At 59.9% G+C, this 20,536-nt stretch carries 11 protein-coding genes and 1 tRNA gene; 9 read left to right on the plus strand and 3 right to left on the minus strand.

Features of this window, described 5'->3' with window-relative positions; genetic code table 11:
- Positions 1 to 79: 79 nt before the first annotated feature.
- The 7 genes from Q4D83_RS08650 to Q4D83_RS08680 all read left to right on the plus strand — a co-directional run bounded on the left by Q4D83_RS08650 (position 80) and on the right by Q4D83_RS08680 (position 15,207).
- Positions 80 to 688 (plus strand): class I SAM-dependent methyltransferase, encoded by a 609-nt coding sequence (locus Q4D83_RS08650; protein WP_303174756.1) that lies wholly within the window; start codon positions 80 to 82, stop codon positions 686 to 688.
- Positions 689 to 829: 141 nt separating this feature from the next.
- Positions 830 to 1,969, plus strand: a complete 1,140-nt coding sequence (locus Q4D83_RS08655; RefSeq protein ID WP_303174757.1) for an AAA family ATPase — start codon at positions 830 to 832, stop codon at positions 1,967 to 1,969.
- Entirely contained in the window at positions 1,959 to 5,285 is a 3,327-nt protein-coding gene (locus Q4D83_RS08660; RefSeq protein ID WP_303174759.1) for a DUF5682 family protein, read from the plus strand. The genes Q4D83_RS08655 and Q4D83_RS08660 overlap by 11 nt, the downstream gene beginning before the upstream one ends.
- Positions 5,282 to 6,859 (plus strand): hypothetical protein, encoded by a 1,578-nt coding sequence (locus tag Q4D83_RS08665; protein ID WP_303174760.1) that lies wholly within the window; start codon positions 5,282 to 5,284, stop codon positions 6,857 to 6,859. The genes Q4D83_RS08660 and Q4D83_RS08665 overlap by 4 nt, the downstream gene beginning before the upstream one ends.
- A gap of 33 nt (positions 6,860 to 6,892) precedes the next feature.
- Positions 6,893 to 7,765 (plus strand): DUF4132 domain-containing protein, encoded by an 873-nt coding sequence (locus Q4D83_RS08670; RefSeq protein ID WP_303174761.1) that lies wholly within the window; start codon positions 6,893 to 6,895, stop codon positions 7,763 to 7,765.
- A gap of 10 nt (positions 7,766 to 7,775) precedes the next feature.
- Positions 7,776 to 12,431 (plus strand): hypothetical protein, encoded by a 4,656-nt coding sequence (locus Q4D83_RS08675; RefSeq protein WP_303174763.1) that lies wholly within the window; start codon positions 7,776 to 7,778, stop codon positions 12,429 to 12,431.
- A gap of 427 nt (positions 12,432 to 12,858) precedes the next feature.
- Positions 12,859 to 15,207, plus strand: coding sequence for a hypothetical protein (locus Q4D83_RS08680; RefSeq protein ID WP_303174765.1), 2,349 nt, complete (start codon positions 12,859 to 12,861; stop codon positions 15,205 to 15,207).
- 55 nt (positions 15,208 to 15,262) lie between these two features.
- Here the strand turns inward: Q4D83_RS08680 and Q4D83_RS08685 are convergent.
- The 3 genes from Q4D83_RS08685 to Q4D83_RS08695 form a co-directional block, all read right to left on the minus strand.
- Positions 15,263 to 15,336: transfer RNA gene (locus Q4D83_RS08685), tRNA-Pro, on the minus strand.
- Positions 15,337 to 15,415: 79 nt separating this feature from the next.
- The gene (locus Q4D83_RS08690) at positions 15,416 to 16,354 is read right to left on the minus strand and encodes a diacylglycerol kinase family protein (protein WP_303174768.1); all 939 of its coding nucleotides are present in this window, start codon (positions 16,352 to 16,354) and stop codon (positions 15,416 to 15,418) included.
- A 75-nt stretch (positions 16,355 to 16,429) separates the two neighbouring features.
- Entirely contained in the window at positions 16,430 to 17,608 is a 1,179-nt protein-coding gene (locus Q4D83_RS08695; protein WP_303174770.1) for an alpha/beta fold hydrolase, read from the minus strand.
- A 118-nt stretch (positions 17,609 to 17,726) separates the two neighbouring features.
- On the opposite strand from Q4D83_RS08695, the gene secA2 reads away from it, so the two are divergent.
- Both secA2 and odhI read left to right on the plus strand, forming a co-directional pair.
- Positions 17,727 to 20,003: an accessory Sec system translocase SecA2 gene (gene secA2, locus Q4D83_RS08700; RefSeq protein ID WP_303174771.1), complete on the plus strand. Its 2,277-nt coding sequence runs from the start codon at positions 17,727 to 17,729 to the stop codon at positions 20,001 to 20,003.
- 88 nt (positions 20,004 to 20,091) lie between these two features.
- The gene (odhI, locus tag Q4D83_RS08705; protein WP_303174772.1) at positions 20,092 to 20,529 is read left to right on the plus strand and encodes an oxoglutarate dehydrogenase inhibitor Odhl; all 438 of its coding nucleotides are present in this window, start codon (positions 20,092 to 20,094) and stop codon (positions 20,527 to 20,529) included.
- Positions 20,530 to 20,536 lie beyond the last annotated feature (7 nt).

Below are 20,536 nucleotides of genomic sequence, written 5' to 3' on the forward strand. Positions count from 1 at the left end.
TCGAGTAAACGCAATATTTTTCTGAGGCCCGTTGTTCTTTTTCTCGATCTTCGGGGTGGATCGCACTTATACTGAAGCCATGTACTTTAATGAAAATGCTTTCCAATGGGATACTCCGGAGCGCTTGCGGCGCGCCAATATCCTCGCCGAGAGGATCCGCGAACACTGGGGAACAAATGAGCTAACTACCGTTCTGGAGTTTGGTTGTGGCACGGGCGCGATCAGCTATGCGCTTGGGGACCGCGCAGAAAACTTTCTAGGCTTTGACACCGCGGAAAAGATGCTGTCGATCTACCGCCAGAAGGCCGACTCATCGCGGCACCGCGCCGTGGAAAACCTGGCCGACGTCGGCGCAGGGACAGTTGATGCCGTGGTGACCTCCATGGTGCTGCACCACGTTCCGGATGTGCCGGACACGCTGGCCACACTGGCGGAAAAGTTGCGGCCAGGCGGCTTGCTCACGGTGATCGACCTTGATGCCAGGTGCGAGTTTTTCCATCAGGATATGGATGTGGAGGTTTTTCACCATGGCTTCGACCGTGAAGAGTTCAGTGGCTCTTTGCGCGCGGCGGGGCTGGTGGTGCAGCGTATGGAAACGATGGTCGAAGCAGTGAAGGCGCTGAAGGACGGTACCGAACATCCGTATAGCATGTTCATCGTTACCGCTAGCAAACCTGCCGCAGGGTAGCGGCGCGACCGCCCTGGGGGTGAAAAACACCCCATACCGTGCGCGTAAAAAGGGTGTCTGGGCTGCAGGTTTTCTGCCATTCGAATGTGTGGCTGAGATTTCAAGGTCGAGTGTTGGGGCGCTCCGGTAGCTTTTGTAACTGTGAATAATAACCAACAAGTTGCATTGCCCGAAGTCCGCTACGCCGATGAGCTGGCGTTTCTCGCCGTATTTGATCAGGGTCCGAAACCGCCTGGCTGGCTGCTCACCCCGCAATCTGTGGTTCGCTTTATCTGCGGTGCCCCGGGTCTGCGCTTGTCGAGCGCGAAGCAGAAGGAGTACCCAGAGCTGCCGCAGCGCATGGATATCAGCGCAAAGTTTATTGGTAATCAAGCGCTGATTGAGCGGTGCGTGGTCACGCTTGCGGGGTCCCGTGCATTGATGCTGGTGGGCGAACCGGGCACGGCAAAGTCCATGCTTTCCGAACTGTTGGCCGCGGCAATTTGCGGCACCTCGGAGTTGACTGTGCAGGGCAGTGCGGGCACGACGGAAGACCAGCTGCGCTATGGCTGGAACTATGCCATGCTGCTTGCGCACGGCCCGAGCGATGCGGCGTTGGTGCCGTCGCCAGTGTTGCAGGCGATGACGACGGGCAAGGTGGCACGCATTGAGGAAATTACGCGCTGCCAGCCGGAAGTGCAGGATGCGATCGTGCCGATTTTGTCGGAGCGCCGCATGGCCATTCCTGAGCTCGGCGAGCACAGCGTTCCCGCGATCGAAGGTTTTTGTGTGATCGCCACTGCCAACCTCCGCGATAAGGGCGTCAGCGAAATGAGCGCCGCGCTCAAGCGCCGTTTCAACTTCGAGCATATTGACCCAATCGCCGATCGTGATGCGGAAGTCGCCCTGGTGGCCACCAAAACTCGCCAGGCGTTGGAGCAGGCCGCGGCCCCCGGCAGTGTGGATGAGATGGTGGTGGATACCCTCGTCACTATTTTCCGCGATTTGCGCCAGGGGATTACCGCAGAGGGCTGGGCGGTAGAAAAACCAGGCACGATTATGTCTACCGCCGAGGCCGTAGCAATCTCATCGTCTATTGCGCTTTCCACCTCGTATTTTCCGCAGGGGCCGAGCGCGTTGCAGCTGGTGCCGGGGCATTTGCTGGGCGCGGTGCGGAAAGACGACGACCAGGATGCTGGCCGCCTGCAAGCCTATTGGGACGCCGTGATTCGGCGCCGCACCCACACTGATGAGTCTGGAACGTGGCGTACCTTGTGGGAGGCGCGCGAGGATGTGCACTGACCCGAATACGCTTCTCGACGCCCTGACTGCCGCTCCGCAAACTCTCTTCGGCGTGCGTCACCACTCACCGGCGTGTGCTCGCGCGGTCATTGCAGCCGCCGAGGAGCTTCAGCCCACCGCCATCGCGGTCGAATTTCCAGCCGATCTGGCGGATTCTTTGGAGTGGTTGGGGCACCCGGAAACCGTCGCGCCGATCGCGGTGGCGGTATCTGATAGCGAATTGGGGCCAGTGGGGCTGTCACTTTATCCATTCGCGGATTTCTCGCCAGAATTAGCGATAATCCGGTGGGCTCGGCAGCGTAGCGTTCCGGTGCATTGCATCGACCTGCCTGTCGGTGCTCGCCACGAGTTCACCGAACAACATGCACGTTCCCGTGACCTGGTGGACGTGAGCGATCTTGTTGGCCAGGAAGCGTGGGACACGAAGGTGGAGTCCCGCGCCGTTGGCGAGCCGTGGCGCAACGTGCGCCGCGCGGCATTGGCTGTTGGCGTTGGCGCTCGCTTGTCGGACGGTGCGTTGGATTCGTACACCGCTGCCCGCGAAGCGTATATGCGTGCGCGCTTGAGCAAACTCGAAGAATCCACGCTGGTGGTGGTGGGGTCGTACCATTGCCTTGGCCTGCTCGATGGCGACGCCGTCGAGCCCGCGACCACACGTCCAATTGTGTCCTCAATTGTGAGGTACAGCTTCCAACAGTTGGATTCCCGATCGGGCTACGCTTCCGGCATCCGGGACCCGCAATGGCAACAAGGTATTTGGGGGTGCGCATCCCCGCAGCAGGTCACGGAAGTTGCCCGCGAGATGATTACGGACATCGCACGCGAGTGTCGCGCGGGCGGGGAACCTGCCGGCACGGGGGAAGTTGCCGAGGCGTGCCGCTTTGCCGGCGACCTTGCGCGTATCCGCGGGCTTGGCGGGCCGGGGCGTCGAGAAGTGGTTGAGGCGTTGACCAGTGTCTTTTCGCACGGTGATGTGCTCGGACGGGGTCGCGGAATCGCTGAAGCCATGCGCGCGGTATTAGTGGGGGACCGGTACGGTGAATTGCCTGAAGGCGCCCCCGTGCCCGCACTCGAAGCACACACACGTGCGGAATTGGCGAAGTTGGGGTTGCCCTCACAGGAGCGAAAGCCGAGCGTGAGTAAGCGGGTGGACCCATTCCAGGGCGGTAAGGATTTTGCTCGACACTTGCTGTTGACCCGAATGGACGTGCTGGGCATCAACTACGTCCGCGAAAAGACCAACAGTTCGAACCGTGGGTTGGAGGCGCGGAGCTACACCGCAACATGTGTGTTTTCGTCTACTACCGCGGCAGGGTTGGTGGCCGTTTCGCACACCGGTGTCACGTTGGAACAAGCGGTACACACGGTGTTGGGTGCGCGGCTTGCCGCTGACGAGGTGGAACCGAGCGCGGTGCTTGAGGTGATTCAGCACGCCACCCGTGCCGGGGCGGGCGAAGTTTTGCTCGCGGCTGTCGCAGTCATGGAGTCGCAGGTGTTGCATCGCTTAGGTTTCGCGGACGCGGTCCAGGCTATTGAGGTGTTGATGGGCGTGGTGGGTAATCGCGAACCCGCGGCCCGCCTATTTAACGAACATGTGTTGGAGAAGTGCGGGGAGCTTGCCACTCAGCTTGGCGCTGTGGTGGTGCGCGAAATTCACGGAATTTCCGGCTCCGAGGACACCGAACATGCTCGTCTCCTCGGCCAAGTCGCAGGGCTCATTGAAACGCATCAAGTCAGCGTCGTTGCAGCACTGCGCAACGTGAAACGCCACGGCTCGCCATTGATGCAGGGAGCGGCGTACGCGGTACTCGATGCCCTCGACGGCTCCGACGCGGATTACGAACAAACAGCCGCGTTCATCGGCAGTTGGATTGACCAGGGGGTGGCTGCTGCGACGCGGCGGAAACTGCAACTTCGGTTGACCGGATATTTGTGCGCCTCCCGCGGCGTGTGGTGTGACAGCCCCAGCATGAACACCATTATCGATCGAGTTAATGCAGTTGAAGATGAGCTGTTTGTCCAGGCGCTGCCCGCGCTCCGCGGCGCATTCGATACCGTTGCTGCTGCCGAGCGGGAGCGTTTCCTGGATTTCTTGCGCGATCGTGTTGGTTATGTCGCTACCGAGTTTTCCCTTGACCCGCGCCTCCTTGAGGCGAATGCACGTATGGATGTTGCGGCGCGTGAGCGGCTTACCGCACTCGGGCTCGCGGATGTGTCCTTCACTCCGGCGATGCGTTGGCGGCTGATTTTGGGTGCGGAACCCGAAGCCTTGGATGAGCGTGCTTGCCGTATGGCTTCCGCGCTTGACGAACTCTATGGCGGCCCAGGCGACGATCCCACCGGCGAGGCCGACGGCCGAGTGCGCGGGGCGGGTCGGGGGCCAAGCCAACTTAGCGTTCGAAAATGGGCCCAGGAAATCGAAGTATTGTTCGGTGAAGACCACATTCAGGAGATTTTCGGCGCCGCGGCTGAACAAGGTCGTGGGGAAGTGGTGACTACCCTTGACGTGGAGGAAGTACGCCCGTCTGTGGAATTGTTGACCACGGTTCTCAATCTGCAGGGTGCCTTGCCGGAATCCCGGCTGCGGCGACTGCGGCCATTGGTGGCCAAGATCGTTGAGGAACTGTCCCGCGAGTTGGCGCAACAGCTCACCCCGGTGATGGCCGGGTACGCGCAGGCCCGTCCAACGCGGCGGCGTAGTTCCAGGTTTGATATGCCACTGACGATTCGCCGCAACCTCAAACACGTGGTCGAGCTCAATGGGCGGCCGCAAATCGTTCCTGTTACTCCCATGTTTCGGGCGCCGGAGCAGCGCGTTTCGCCGTGGCACATCATTGTGTTGGTGGATGTGTCTGGCTCAATGGAAGCGTCCACGGTGTACGCGGCGATGACCGCGGCGATCCTCGCGGGGGTGCGCACTATGAAGGTGAGCTTTATTACTTTTGATACTGGTGTGATCGATCTTTCTGATCACGCGAGCGACCCCTTGGAGCTCCTCTTGGAGATTCGCGTGGGTGGCGGTACGAACATTGCGCAGGCGGTGCGGTATGCCGCGACGAAAGTAGAGAACCCAAACAAGACTGCGTTGATTCTGGTGAGTGACTTTGAGGAGTTTGGCTCCTTGGGCAGGCTTACGGGCGCAATTCGTCACCTAGCGGCATCCGGGGTAAAACTCATTGGTTGCGCCGCGCTTGACGATGCCGGACAGGCGGTTTACAACGTGGGCGTGGCAGAACAAGTAGCTGCCGCCGGGATGCGAGTGGCCAGCGTGACGCCGATGCAACTGGCCCGCTGGGTGGGGGAGGTGCTGAAATGAGTGCAGCATTGCCCCCACTGGATCCGGCGCTTGCAGCCGCCGCATTGGAGCAACTCGCGCCGCGTTTGCTCAAGCGTGCTGAAAAGCTCGCCGCTGAGTCCGAGACCTGGACTGTCAGCACAGAAAATGGGTTGCGTGTCACCATCGGCCAAGCCACGGTGACGTTGACTGATTCCTTGCACTGTGATTGTTTGCTTGCGCCGCGTTGCGCCCACATTGGTGCGGTGTGTGTTGCTTCGCCCGTAGGGGAGGCGACAGCTGCGCCGGAGGTGGCGGAGCCGGAACCAGCTTCGGATCCCGCCGAGGGGGCCGCGTGGGCGAAAACGCTGCCGGCTCCAGCGTTGGTAATTGAGGTCGCCGAGAGCGCCGACAGTGTTGTGGCCGCCGTGCTACAACACGGCATTGGGCAGCTCAGCATCCAACAGCACGCGCAACTTTTGGCCTGTGTGCAACGTGCCCGGGTTTGCGGATTGCCCCGCTTAGAGCGGGCTTTGACTGCACTCGCGACGTGTTCCCAAACGATGCGTATGGGACGCCCAATTGGCCGTGCCGAAGCCACGCTCGCTACGTTTCGGCTCGCCTATTTGTGCTACCGCTTGCAGCGTGATCCCGGGGATAGGCAGGCAATCGGGCAAGCGCGACGCTCGTACGATACTCTCGACGCCCAGTCTGGCGTCGGCGCCGGGAAGTTCATCCCGTTGTACGCCGAGCCGATTGTTACCGCTTCCGGGTTTGCTGGTGTCACCGTCGTGCTTGCTACGGCCAATGGAAATTTGTATTCGGTGACGAAAACGCCCCCAGGGACGGCGGCGGATGTGTTAGGCGTGTGGCACGGTCCTGTTCGGCTTGGTGACCTGCATTCCAGCCACGCTCAACTTGCCGGGCACGTGCTCATGATTACCGGTGGGAAGGCTTCGTCCGACGGTCGCATCGGTTCCGGCAAAGGCGTGCGGGCCGCGCTGGGCAAACCGGTGACGTTGGACATGGTTCAGCAGCTGCCGCTCGGCGACGGACTGGCTGTGGTTGACGGCGAGATGACGGCGATCGGCATGAAACACCTGACGCTGCAACTGGCTGATGGTGCCGAAACAAAGTTCGAGTTCAGTGTTGCGGCTCGAAAAACTGAGGTGAAGTCGCTGGTAGAGGCTTGCCAACGCTTGCTGAGCAACGACGTGGCAATTCCTTGTGCCTGCCTTGTGCGGGACGCCCAGTTATTGTGCCTATGGCCGTTGGATGAATCGTTTGCGTTGCCCCCAGAATTCTGCGGCCGAGTATTTCCCGGCCTGGATCGGGTGCCCGCGCCCGCGTTGCTCAATAAGTACGCCGAACAAAGTAATGGACAGGCCGAGGTGGGCACGGCGCAGCGTAGCGTCGTCGAGCTCATTACCTCGTGGTTGGCCAGATCGGTGTTTGGCGGGGAGCAGATGATTGTCCGGCGCGGCGAGGAACTTGCACGTGATGCGGCGCACTTGGAGCGCGTGGCCGCACCGTTTGCGGCGACGTTGTTGCGCCGGCTGCCCCACGGCACGCACGCGGCGCTGGCGCTGGCGTTGTACGCCCACGATATTACTTAACGTTTCTATCACACGAACACCAGGGGATAGTGTATGAATGCCCAAACAATTGAACATTGGATCGACGGCGGTGCCTATAGTTTTCGGCTCGACGGCGACACCATCATTGCTAAAAACGCCAAAGGTAGAGTACTCAAAACAATTCCTCCGAAAGCGCGTGCCACAGCAGCGTTTCAAAAGGTTGACATGCTGCGCGCCTACCTGCACCAGCACGAGGTGTTGTGCGGCGACACCGTCCGCGATTGGTTTTTGAAGGGCCTGCCAGTGCCCTTGCCACTCATCACCGCCGTGTGGCCAGATCCCGCTTGGCAAAAGTATTTTCGGGACCTTGTAGTGGTTGCCGCAGGTGCCACCGGCTTGCTGCGTGGGGCGGACGCAAACGGCCTGCAGCTTGTGGATCTTGATGGCGAGACTGTCAGCGTCCCATTCGACACCGACCTCGTCGTGCACATTCCACACCCAGCCACCATGGATGAGATTGATGATTGGCGCGAATTCGCCGTGGAATTAGGCGTCACCCAAGGGCTCGACCAGCTGTTCCGAGAGGTGCACGTCAAGCCCTCCGACGCCGATGGTATTCGTGCCGCCTTGGGTAAATATCAAGGCGCTAAATATAAGAACGCGCAAACGTTGATCGGGCGCAGCCGCGGCGGCGGATTTGATGCGGACATGAATTCGATTTCGCTCACGGTACTCGAAGACGGTGTGGAAACCACGGCCATGTTGGAAACCGATAGTTGGTACTACGACGATGAAGCGACGCTCCATTCGTTGAGTTTCACGCGCTCGGGGCGCGTGATTTCCGCCGAAGATGTCGGTCCAATCGCCTGGTCCGAAGGTGTACGTATGTGTGAATTTGTGTATGCGGGTCGCGTTACCCACGAACCAAACCCGACAAACAGCTAGGAGTTGCATCATGGAATCGAGTGTTGTTTCGCGGTACGGTGGCGTGATTCCAGCCGCTGCGCAAGGGCCAAATGATTCGCCCGTGGTGGCGTTGACGGCGAGCTCTGAATCCCTGCTAGGTGAGCGGGTCGTCGTCCGCGTCATTTCCGAAAAACTGGAGCTTGCTGAACGGCGAACCCACGATTGGTTAGGGTTAACCAGCGGTGATGCCCATACCGTTGGTGCGGCGATGGTACGCGCGGTCGGGTTCCCGGAATGGCCACTCCTGCAGGATCCGGAGAACGCACACCACGCGCTAAACCTCGTCTCGGATTTGGAGTGGGCGCGAAAACAGGCCCGTGGTGGGACTGGAAAAGTGGCGCGCCGGTTCGATGAGCTTGCGCAAACATTGTCACAGTCCACGCCGCATTTCATCCCTACACTTTTTGAAGAACTCGCCCGCATTTTCGATAGTGTGGGGAGTCAGAAGTACGCCATTCGCTATTTCGGGAAAGCCCGCGAAGCTGAGCGTAACTACGGTCTCGATATTGACGCCCAACGCCATCGCGAAGTGTTCTTGGAGTTCGGCCGCCGCGGTCTTGTCAGTGCGAAAGAACTTTCGTTGGAAGCTGCGCAATGTGCACGGCGGTTCGATAATCCTGAGGATGCGTACCGGTATTTCCTCGCGCTCAATGTGGATCGCGTTAAGGCTGGCACTGCGCCGTATGTGCTCCTCGCCCGAGACTTGTTCAAGCTCGGCCGCGCGGCGGGGACTCAGTCGCGCGACGTGGCGCTGCAGTTTATTTCAGCTACGGTGGACACACCGGGCATGCGGAAAGCGCCGGTGAAATTCTTGGCCGCGCTGGCCGGTGCGGTGGGAGCGACCACGATTACCACCAATGAGGAATTACTGGGGTTATTTACGCGCATCCCGCAGGGCGGGGACGTGGATCAGTGGTGCGAATTGGTGCGTAAGGTTGGCGCACTGGATGCGCTCGCGCAACGCCCCGAACAATTCCGCCAGTGGGTGGAGTATTCGCTGGAAGCGTTAGAGTACATCGACGACCACAGCGCCCACCTTGTCCGCATTATCGCCGACCATGCGGAGTTGCTGAAGGATCAGCCGGTGCGCGTGGAATTTCGGAGTACGCACATTGCGCTCTTGGCGGCCCTGGCGCGGTGTGGTGTTCGTTGGCAGTGGGTTGATTCGATCCAGGAACGAACCCGCCACCTAGATCTAATTCGAGCACGTATTCGAGATGATGATTTGTCGTGGGATCTTCCGGCGATCCTCAACTCTCCGGAGGTTTGCGAGCGCGTTATCTTTGGCCATGCGTTAGAGGACGTGCTGTGCAATTACGCCCATGGATTGCACAAGCACGGCCTCTCGGAATTGGTGTTCTTCTTTATGCGCCGTGAGCTGACGGCATTGGAAACCGGTGCGCTGCTGCCTGGGCTCCAGCGGGTGGGGCAATGGCTCGGAAATGTGCGTTCCATGGATTTGCCGGCGGATTTGCGGGAGTATATGGAGTGCATTACGGACGTTGATGAGGCGGAACTCCTTGCCGAAAACTTAAAGGCTGGGCTGGTCACCGAGTTTACGTGGCCAGCGTTGGAGGCCTGGGTGCATGAACGCCTTTCCGCCGCTAGCCCCAATGGCGGGGCTCGTGGGAACATTCGTTTCTACCCGTCATATCCGGGTGTGGTCGCCTTTTGGAACAATCAGTGCGCTGCCGTCGCGGGCGACCAGGTCTTGCGCGAGCATACGTTTAACGTAGGGAACTCGTTGCTGCTCGGCCAGTATTTTGGCGACGACCACGACATTCTGCACATCAGCGAAAAAAGGTTCTCCAGCGGTACGCTTGGCGAATGGTCGAGCGGAGCGACCATGAAGGTAACCAATGAGTCCTATTATTGGTCCGCCGAGCACCGGTGGGTTGATTCTGTGCCCTGGGCGGGCGGTCGCTTGCTGCCTAGTGGCATGATCCAACACGAGCAATCCGCCCTGACTCTCGTTGATGCGCACATATTTAGTGCTGCGTATGCAGACCGCATCCCTAGTGGGCAAGTATTTTCCACGAGTGATGGTCGAGCTTGGCGCTGGGAGTCTGTGGCAGAGACGTTTGCACCAGCTCATTGCTATCTCGTTGACCCAGTCGATGGCCGCACCATGGGGGCGGAATTGCCACCGTACGTTGCGGATGCCGTTGCTGATGGGGTGCCCATCGTCCCGTCGTTGTCTACGGTTTTGGCGGCACCGCATCGTTCGGAAGTGTCGATTGTTCCGACGCATGAGGGCAATATTGTGTGCCTAGTGGGGAATCGCCCCGACGAGCGTTTGCATACGTTTGTTCGGCTCGGCGATGGCACCGAGTACGCCGCAGATACTTGCTTAGTTGGGGTAATTCAAGCAGCTGGAATGACCCGTTTGGTGGGTTCCGACGGCCAACTTTACGTACCAAACACACTAAGTAGCATTGGTCAGTTAGCGTGCACCCGCACAGACCGTGGGCATGAGCATTGGTTGCATCACCTGCCGTGGACCGCATGGGCAAACCTCCAGGTGCGCAGCGCTGAGGCGAGCCGACGGCTGCGCAATATCACTCCAACCCAAGCACGGCTCATCCTAGATTCTCTGGATAATAGCCCGTTGAAGCGCCCGAAATATCGGACGTCTCGCAACGTGAAAACGGAGAACTATGGTCCGATTCATCCGAATTGCACACCGGATTCGCAAGCGATGACCACCGTTGCGGAGGTACTTGGTAGCGCCGACCATGATCTGTGCGCCAGTGTTGTGCAACTCGCTATGGAAACTCGTTCGGTGGCGAAACGCTATCTCCGCAACCACAAGTTTTTTGTGGGTAAGCACCAGCGCGCGAAACAGCAGCAGGACACGCAGACGCCGCAAGCTGCCCAATCGGCTGCTAGCCGCAGTAAGTTTTTGGCCGCGCGCGAGTGTGAGCAGCTTGCTGGTGTGGTGCATAAACGCGCTGGCACACGCGCGAAACGGTGGTTGTGGATGCATGTCATCGGGAACGAAAAACCGTTTTTGTTGTGGGCCAGCGGTCCACTGGCGTCTGCTGCGCAGCGGGCGTCGATGGTGGAATGCATGCGTGTGGCTCTCCATCACGAGCTCATCGACGAGCATTGGTGCCAAGTGTTTGTAAATTGGCAGCAGTTTTCCGGGAAATACGGGAAATCGTATATGGGTTTGACGTTCCCCTTAGCGCCCGAGTTGGAGGCGATACTGGTGCAGCGCGGCCAGAAAACCATGCGCGCTCTGGTGCGCGGCAGGCCGCCACAAAGCTTCCCGGATGTTGAGGTGGAATGCCCAACGCACCAAGCCGCCGCCTACGGGGTGACCCTCGCTATGTCGCCGGAAGGGGTGACCGAGTGGCTCACCCACCACGAGACAGTCCGCGAGTTCGACGCTGTGGCGTGGTTGGCGGAACACCAACCGCTCATTGACGCGATTTCCCAGCATTGTGCGCTCACGCCACGGGCGGCGACAGTGTTGCTGGCCGGAGGTTTCCTGCCAAACATGAACCACGTGAGGCTGTTTACTGACGGTTCGGACAAGCATTGGGCCCCGTCGCCCCTGTCTGAGGAGGAAGCCGCAGTGTTCCAGCAGCGACTCAAGGCCCTCAAGCTCACCAAAAAGGCGTACAACAATGCGATTAAGCAATTAGAAGTGGTTGATGGCGAGCTCCTCGAATTGGTGCTCGCGACCGCATTCGACCGCAATTTGGAGGCGCTCGCCGCTATTGCTGCTGAGTTACCGCAGACGAAGGTGCCGCTCAGCGACGCGGAGCTCGACGTGTTCTTCAGCTGGACGGACTATTACAGCGACGAGATTTTTGCAGTGCTGTGCCGCGCCGCCTCACCCTTGCCCCCGAAAACGCGTTTGAAAGGCGGGTATGGGTATGGCTTGCTTGCCGGCGCCATTTTGTATTGGGCGACCCGCGCGGAGGCGAATGACCCATTGCGCGGCTTTTTCGCAGACCAGATCGAGGCGCTCAAAACGATTCCAGATGACGCGCTCAGGAATGAGTGGCCAACAACGCTGCCGTTGCAAGGCAAGATCGGCGAAGGAGACCAGGACGGCTACGTGTGGCTAAACAGTGTCTACCACGCGGACGCCATTCGCGGAGTGAAGGAAGGTTTGTTCGACTCATTGATTGCTGCTTTACGACGCCCCGACAGCGCGGGTGGCTGCGTCATGGATCCGCGCGTTGTCGCTCCAGGCACCGTGGCGAGTGTGCAGGATTCGCTTGGGATAAGCGAGTCCGCAGCCACGTATTTCCTGCAGGTGTTGTGTTTGGTGGAGTGTACGGATCGCAACGTCAAGGCGTGGAACGGCTGGAAGAAGAAAGATCTTGATCAGGCTCGCGCGGAGCTTGTCGCCGCGGGCCACGTCGTGGAGGCGAAGCGTTCCCGCGCGGGGCGCACGGCGTTTTTGCCTGGCGTCTGGTTGGAGGCATCGCATCCGAATACTCCGATGGAGGAATGGAAGGTCCCATACTATCTGGTGCGTTACAACCCGAAGGTGTTTGCTGTGGTGCCGTGGTGCCCGCCAGTATTGCCGACTGATGAGTTATTTGCCGCCGCCTGGGAGCGGTACTTGTCGGGGGATGTGCCTCGCTACGAAGAGCTGACCACGCAGCGATATCGGAAACGTCGCTAATTGTGAGCATGGGCGCGGCGAACCAGCCGCGCCCTTTTTTGGTGTTTTGAAAACACCTTTATTATCGTATTTTTGTGCGACAACCTAAATATAGCCCGCGCCGCCAGGGCTTTCCTGTTGTGTGTTGCGATGAATTGCCGCAAGTTGAATCATCACGTATGCAGCCGTAAAATTAAGCCTTGTATTTGAATAAACAGGCTTTTACCTGCGATTATGTATTTTACACTTCGGTTAAGAGTGTTACTGGTTTTGTGGTTATTCCCGGCTTGCGGGGGTGGCTGTCATTGTTGTGTAAAACATAGTCCGGTGAGAACAGGCGAAGGCGAATCCGCTACGTAAACTAGGTGCCAGTTGAGTTGTGCCATGCATTGGCAACCTGATTCCGGTATGGCACTTGTCATGGTGACGATAGTTGCCAGAGGAGAATGTGTTGGGTAACGAACTATATCGGCGTCGCGCACTTTTGGACGACGCGCTGATGATGGGTGGTCCCCGCGTATTCGAAAAGCTTGGGCAGGCGTTTGCCGGCGCCTCGGATGAGCAGCGGGAAGCGTTGGCGGACGTGGTGTCCCCCGAGACGCTCCTTGCCTATGAGGGGCCGACTCCGCGCGCATGTTACTTGCTGTTGGCAACGTCATCGCCGGAGCAGGCGGCAAAATGTTTGGTCCAGCACGGCCCGCACCAGGGTGATGTTTCACGGCTTGTGTTGGGTGCGGTGGGTCGCACGCCGGCGTGGGTGTGCGCGTTCGTCGAAAAGCTGCCCAGTGATTTCGACGGTTGGCGCCTCCAGCGGGCGACACTGTTGAAAACCCAGGTGCAATGCGCGAGCCGCAGCTATCTGCGCGCGTTTGTGAGCAGGGGAAATTGGTGCACATATTACGTTGACCAACCGGTGGAGAGCCTGATGCAGTTTCTGCGCGAGGACCCCGGTTTGCTTGACCATGAGCTTATTGCGGCGCTGAGCACCCCCGGCATTGTGGATGAAGTGACCCGCATCCCCGACAGGTTGGATATTTGGGTGACGTCGTTGGCTCGGCTCGCCTCCAAGGACTCCGGCTTGCGCACAAAGCTTCTCGACGCCACGGTAAGGGGACTGTTTCGGGAAGTTTCGGCAAGTGAAGCATTGCTGCATATCGCGTTGCATGAGGTGCTAGATCCAAACGCTGAGGAGGTGGCTGGGCGGGTCAAACAGTACTGTTTACTTTTGTCCAATTCCAATTTGCGGGTGGTGCAATTGGCGCAAACAATGCTGCGCCGGAATTTAAGCGCCTGCCCAAGCGAGGCATTATTGGCGGGTTCGCACGATGTGTTTGGGAGAAACGACGCATGGACTTCCCGCCGGCAGGTGGGCATATTGCGCGAATGGGCGCTATTGATGCCGACGAGGACGCAGAAGGTTCGGTCCGCTATACACAAGGCGGAAAAATTTTTCGGCCTGGAAGTGCAGGAATATGTAGACCGCGTGCAAGGCCCGTGCACGAATGATGCGGGCGGGCAGGCGCCGAAAATTCCGCAGCCTAAAGTTACCCTCGGCACCACAATGTACGAACATCTTTCGCCATTGCCGAGTATTGAGGAACGTCAATTTTCCACATGCGTCTCCCATATTTTCGGCCAAATTGCCACTGGTACCGAGCTGCAAAGCGTATTGGATTATTTGGGCACAAAGCCTGATTTTGAAATCCCCGACAATGTGTTGGCAAAGTCCAAGAACTTTCGGCTTTTTGAGAACTTCACCGCGCCGCGCATACAACTCGCGCGCCTGCTCAGCGCATACGACCCCGAGGTCAACGAATTCGAAGCGAAGCAAGCCTACGGGCGTTTTCATTACGATAGTTACGAATGGAGCTACACCAACACAAACGCGCCGGTAGGCGTCCTTGGTGCGCTTTTTCAACAAGTGTGGCAAGCGCGCAGTGAGGGGCGCAAATATCGGCCAATGTCATCGCTTTCACACCAGCGGCGAAATTGGGAGCTCATGGAATTCCGGCCAAAGAAATTCGACTTCGACCGGCTGGACGGCATTTCCACCGGCCTGGTGTGGCACGGGCGCTTTGACGTGCCGGTGAAGGTTTCCGCGTCCGTGGATCAGCGCATCCTCGACACACTCAGTATGTTCAACGACTACCAGGATCGTGGCAGGGAAGCCTTGTCCAGCCACGACAATGAGTTGGTGATGCAATGGGCGGCGTGGCTGTTGCAACACAACCTCGACACGTTGGCTGCGCTTGGGCACCCCGCGGCGTTGATAGCCGGTCAGCATTTCAACGCGTACGGCTTGGCGCCCGTCCTGCACGCGGTGGCCACGGCGAATCGGCCGCTCGAGGCGCCGGAGTATTCACTGCTCGCGCTCACCGGTGGGGCAGTGAATCAGCAATATCGTGATGCCACCGCCAGTGCCCTCGCATCATTGGCACAATCCGGCGTGTTCGATGGCCACGAATTCGCGGACCAAGTCGCACGGCTGTGGTCACTTGGTGTGATTCACCCCGTGCGTATCGCAGCGACCCTGGCCGATGCCGCGCAACTCAATGCCATGAGTGGGTTTCGAATTTTGGAGGCGCTGGAGCGCATCCTTAACCAGTGCGAAGACATTGGGGAAAGCGAAACGTTGTTGCGGCTCACCGCGACCTTATCGCTCGATTACGGTACCCCAATCTCATTGCCATCAACTCTCACCGATGTGCACGACCCGCCCCGCGCAATCGGCGTCTTGTTGGCGGTGAACCCGAACGAAACGAAACTTGCGGCGTTGGCCGCAAGCCAAGCGCAATAGCGGCGCTAAAACTACATCAGCCCCGGCACCGTGACGGTACTGGGGCTGGCATTTGTCGGACTGACAGGATTTGAACCTGCGACCCCTTGACCCCCAGTCAAGTGCGCTACCAAGCTGCGCCACAGTCCGTTGTTGCATTGGGTGCGTAGTGCACCGCGGCAACTGCTATAGGTTACAACATTGTGGTTCGCTTGGGCGAATCTGCAGGTCACCGGACGTTAATCGCGCCGGGTTGAATGGTGACATTGATGTGGGTAGTTTGGCCAAGCTCATCGCCGTCGATTTCGAAAATACGAGGTTCGTCAAGGTGGATGCTGAAGCCGGTGGCCCGGCGGTGGGTGATGGAGGTGCTGCTGTGCGCGCTCGCGTGCCTGGTAAACACGCGTTTGATCCCGTTATCCCACACGACATTGCGGATCGTGTCCAACCACCCACGAATATTGCGCGCGCGGAGCACGAGGATGTCGAGCTCACCGTCGCTTGGGTCGGCGTCGGGAAGCAATCGGAAGCCGCTTTGCAGGGTGCCGCAGTTACCAATGATGAGGGTGTGGGCGCGCAGTTTCTTGGTCCGCCCGCTGCTTGGGCTCATCCGCAGTTTGATGTTGACGAGTTCGCTGGCGGAAACGGCCCGCCCGACGGATTCGACGTAGGCGAGCCACCCGGCGGTCTCCTTGAGCTCGTCGTTGGTTTCGTTGATCATGTGCGCGTCGATGCCGAACCCTGCCATCACTGCGAAGGCGTGGCGCTGGTACCCGCTGGTCGATTCGATCTCCGCCCACCCGATATCGATGCGTCGCGCGGTGCCGCTGAGCGCGCGTTGGAAGGCGGCCGTGGGGTTGTTCAGCGGTATGCCCAAGTTGCGCGCCAGCAAATTGCCGGTGCCGAATGGGATGATGCCTAGATCGGCGGACGATTGGTGGTCGGCGAGGAATTCCACGACTGCGCGGATGGTGCCATCGCCACCTGCGGCGCAAATGAGGGTGGCGCCATCCTCGAGTGCTCGTAAGGTGGCTTGTTGCCCGTTGTCCTCGGGGGTGGTTTCGTACCAAGACACTTCGATATCTTGGGCGTGCGCCAGCGCCGTTTCGAGCGCGCCGCGGGTGGTTTTGGTCGGATTGAACACGATACCGATGCGGGTGAGTGCCATGGAGGTCGTCCTTCCCCTAATGCTGTCGTGGTTACTACCACTGTAGGAGAATTCCGGTTTCAGGCTCGACCTCCGCTATTCCGTGTCTTCGATGACCACTCCGGCTAGCATGTGCTCGATTGCGGTGCCGCGCCCAGCGGCGAGGAGCTCGGCGCGGTGTTCCTCGGTGAGTTCCCCCAAAAGGCTGATTCGGCGCCGCAGCAACGGCTTGTCTTGGGTAGTGAAAACTTGGGAGACACTGACTTCCACATCTTCCAGGGCGTGGATCTGAGCTTCTCGGGCGGCTTCCCGCACGGCCTGCGAGGTTGCTGCGGCAAGTGCGGAAACTATCAGGGAGGTGGGTGAATAGCCGAAGTTTTTGCCGCCGAGGGCTTTTTCCCTGTCGGTGGTGAAGGCGTGGCCGCCGGTGTGGACGCGGTCGGTGTAGGTGCCGGCGGGGATGGAGCGCGCCACGGCCACCCCTTCGGGCAGGATGTCGGGTATGGCGTCTTCGTGTGGCTCGAGGAAGGGCTCCACCCAGGCCCGGATGAGTTGCGCGGCGTAGTGCGCGGAACCGGCGCGGGTGCACAGGTGGTCCACTTTGTCGAGGGCGATGAGGGATTTGGGGTATCGAGCCACGAGGAAGATTTTTTGGGCGTTGTCGATGCCGACGGTTTGGTCAATGGGGGAGTGGAGGATCAGCAGCGGCCGCCGTAGCTTACCGATGTAGGCTTCGGGATCCATGTCGGCGAGGTCTTCCAAAAACTCGCGCGAAATGGTGATTTCCCGCCCGGCGAGGGTGAGGGCTACCGCCCCAGTTTCGTCGACTTCGCCGATGCGCTCTGCGAAGCGCAAGACGGCGTGCGCTGGGTCGAAGGGGGCGCCGATGGTTGCCACCGCTTTGAGGCTGGGGATACTGGGGGCTGCTTTCAGTGCGGCGGCCCCGCCGAGGGAGTGCCCGATGAGGAGTTGCGGGGCGTCGTAATGCTCGCTGAGCCAGCGGCTGGCTGCGATGAGGTCGGCGACGTTTTCGCTGAAGGTGGTTTCGTGGAAGGTGCCTTCGGATTGCCCGAGGCCGGGGAAGTCAAAGCGCAGGCAGGCGATGCCGTGTGCGGCGAGGGCTTTGCAGACGCGGGCAGCGGCGGGGGTAAACCGGTTGCCGGTAAAACAGTGGGAGAACAACGCCCACGCGAGTGGTGGGGTGTCCGGCATATCAATGGTTCCGGCCAGCATCAGTCCGTTGCTGCTGGGGAATTTGACGGTTTTGGAATGCACTGTTGTTGCTCACTTTCGCCGCGGGTGTTCTTGTTCGCTGCTTACCTTATCGCGGGTGGCACGGACCTGGTTTATGGTTGGGGTTGGCTTGAACATCATTTTTTTGAAAGGCGCACACGTGGCGGGATTTGACTGGTTCTGGAAGGCGATGGGCGGCCAGCAGGGCCGCAACCAGAAGCGGAGCAAAGCGATAGTGCAGCACGCGGATGGGTTGCGCGGCGAGTTCTCCCGGGCGGATGACGCGGCGTTGGCGGCTCATGCTCGCCAGGCGGCCGGCGATCCGGCGGTGTTGTTGGCGTGCCTGAGCGTGGCGGCGGAGCGCACGATTGGCATGGTGCCCTTCGAGGTGCAGAACCAGGCAGTATTGCGCTTGTTGGAAGGCGACGTGGTGCATATGGCTACCGGCGAGGGTAAGACGCTGGTGGGCGCGATGGCGGCGACGGGGTTTGCGCTGACCGGGAAGCGCGTGCATGTGATGACCGTGAATGATTACTTGGCGGATCGTGACGCGGAGTGGATGCGCCCGCTGGTGGAGTTTTTTGGGTTGTCGGTGGGGAGCGTGACGGAAAAGTTGGACGCTGAGCAACGCCGCCGGGCGTATCGCTGTGACGTGGTGTACGCCCCGGTGAGCGAAATTGGGTTCGATGTGCTGCGGGATCAGTTGATTACGTCCCGGGCGCAGGCCGTGCAGCATGGGGCCGATGTGGCGCTGGTGGACGAGGCGGATTCCGTGCTTGTGGATGAGGCGTTGGTGCCGCTGGTGCTGGCAGGCAATGAACCGGGCCGCGCGCCGACCGGCAAGATCGTGAACGTGGTGAAGCGGCTGCGGTTGGGTTTGCACTACACGGTGGACGATGATCGTCGTAACGTGTTTTTGACGGATGCTGGTGCCGCCGCGGTGGAACGCGCACTGGGGATATCCAGCTTGTACAACGATGAGCATGTGGGTTCGACGCTGGTGCAGGTGAACTTGGCGTTGCACGCCCAGGAGCTTTTGGTGCGCGACGTGCACTACATTGTCCGCGACGGCAAGGTGGCGCTTATCGACGCCTCGCGGGGTCGCGTCGCCGATCTGCAACGCTGGCCGGACGGATTGCAGGCGGCCGTGGAAGCGAAGGAAGGGCTCGTTGTTTCCGAGGGCGGCCGCGTGCTGGACACGATGACATTGCAGGCGTTGGCGGGCCGATACCCCATGGTGTGCGGCATGACGGGTACCGCGGTGGAGGCCACGGACCAGTTGCGCCAGTTTTATGATCTGCGGGTGTCGGTAATTGACCGCCACCGGCCGTTGCAGCGTTTCGATGAGGCGGATCGCATCTACGCCACCCAGGAGGATAAGAATGCCGCGATTGTGGCGGAGATTCGGCAGTTGCATGCGGTGCAGCGCCCAGTGCTGGTGGGCACGCATGATGTTGCGGAGTCGGAGGCGTTGGCGGGCCGCCTGCGGGAGCATGGCATTGAGGTGAATGTGCTGAATGCGAAAAACGATGCGGAGGAGGCGCGGATCATTGCGGAGGCGGGGGATTTGGGCCGCGTGACGGTGTCCACCCAAATGGCTGGCCGTGGTACTGATATTCGATTGGGTGGCGCGGATGAAGCGGATCGTGATGCGGTGGTGAGTCTTGGCGGTTTGGCGGTGATCGGCACTGCGCGGCATCGAACATCCCGTTTGGACAACCAGTTACGGGGTCGTGCGGGCCGCCAGGGGGACCCCGGAACGAGCGTGTTTTTCGTCTCACTTGAGGATGATGTGGTTGCCGTGGGTGGCGCCGGGGAGTCCGTCACTGCACACCCGGCGGGCGACGGCCGCATCGACGCGAAACGGGTGCAGGATTTTGTGGAACACTGCCAGCGCGTCACCGAGGGGCAGCTATTGGAAATTCACGCCCAAACGTGGAAGTACAACAAATTGTTGGCGGATCAGCGGGTGATTATCGACGAGCGGCGGGCAAACCTGCTTGACACGCCCCGTGCGTGGGAGGAGTTGTCGGCGCGTTCGCCGGAGCGGGCGGCGTCGCTCAAGGGGGTGCCGCAGTCGGCTTTGGAGCAGGCAGCACGCGAAATTATGCTCTATCACCTTGACCGTGGCTGGAGCGATCACTTGGCGCTGCTCGATGACGTGCGGGAGTCGATCCACTTGCGCGCGATTGCTAAGGAAACCCCGATCGATGAGTTCCACAGGATCGCCGTTGCGGAATTTAAGGAGCTTGCGCAGCGCGCCGTTGACGAAGCTGTGGATACGTTCAACACTGTGCGTATCGACGCCGCGGGTGCCCACCTGGCGGATGAGGGTTTGGTGCGGCCGTCCGCCACGTGGACCTATATGGTGGGAGATAACCCATTGGCGGGTGGGGGTAAATCGGTGGTTGGTTCGTTATCTGCGATGTTCAGGTAACGTTGGGCAATTGTGGCGGCCATGCAACCGCTATGATGAAAGGCATTGGAATTATATCCAGCGACTACGTCGACCCGGAGGTTGAATAATGAGCGAGAATCACGGTATCCCTGAGCCGCAGGTAGAGACTACTTCGGTCTTTCGTGCGGACCTGCTGAAGGAGATGGAGTCCAATACTGGGCAAACTCCGGCAGCTCCTGTGGGTGCCGATCATTTACCGGTTGGTGCCGCACTCTTGGTGGTCAAGCGCGGTCCGAACGCGGGTTCTCGTTTCCTGTTGGACCGGCCAACGACCACGGCCGGACGCCACCCCGAGGCGGATATCTTTCTTGATGATGTGACCGTCTCTCGTCGCCATGCGGAGTTTCGCATGAACCACGGCGAGTTTGAGGTGGTGGATGTGGGCAGCTTGAACGGCACCTACGTCAACCGGGAGCCGAAGAATGCCGAAATCCTTTCCACTGGTGACGAAGTACAGATTGGTAAATTCCGTCTGGTCTTCCTTGCAGGGCCGAAAGCCCAATAACCCCGCG

The sequence above is a fragment of the Corynebacterium sp. genome (assembly GCF_030532715.1).
Classification (GTDB): Bacteria; Actinomycetota; Actinomycetes; order Mycobacteriales; family Mycobacteriaceae; genus Corynebacterium.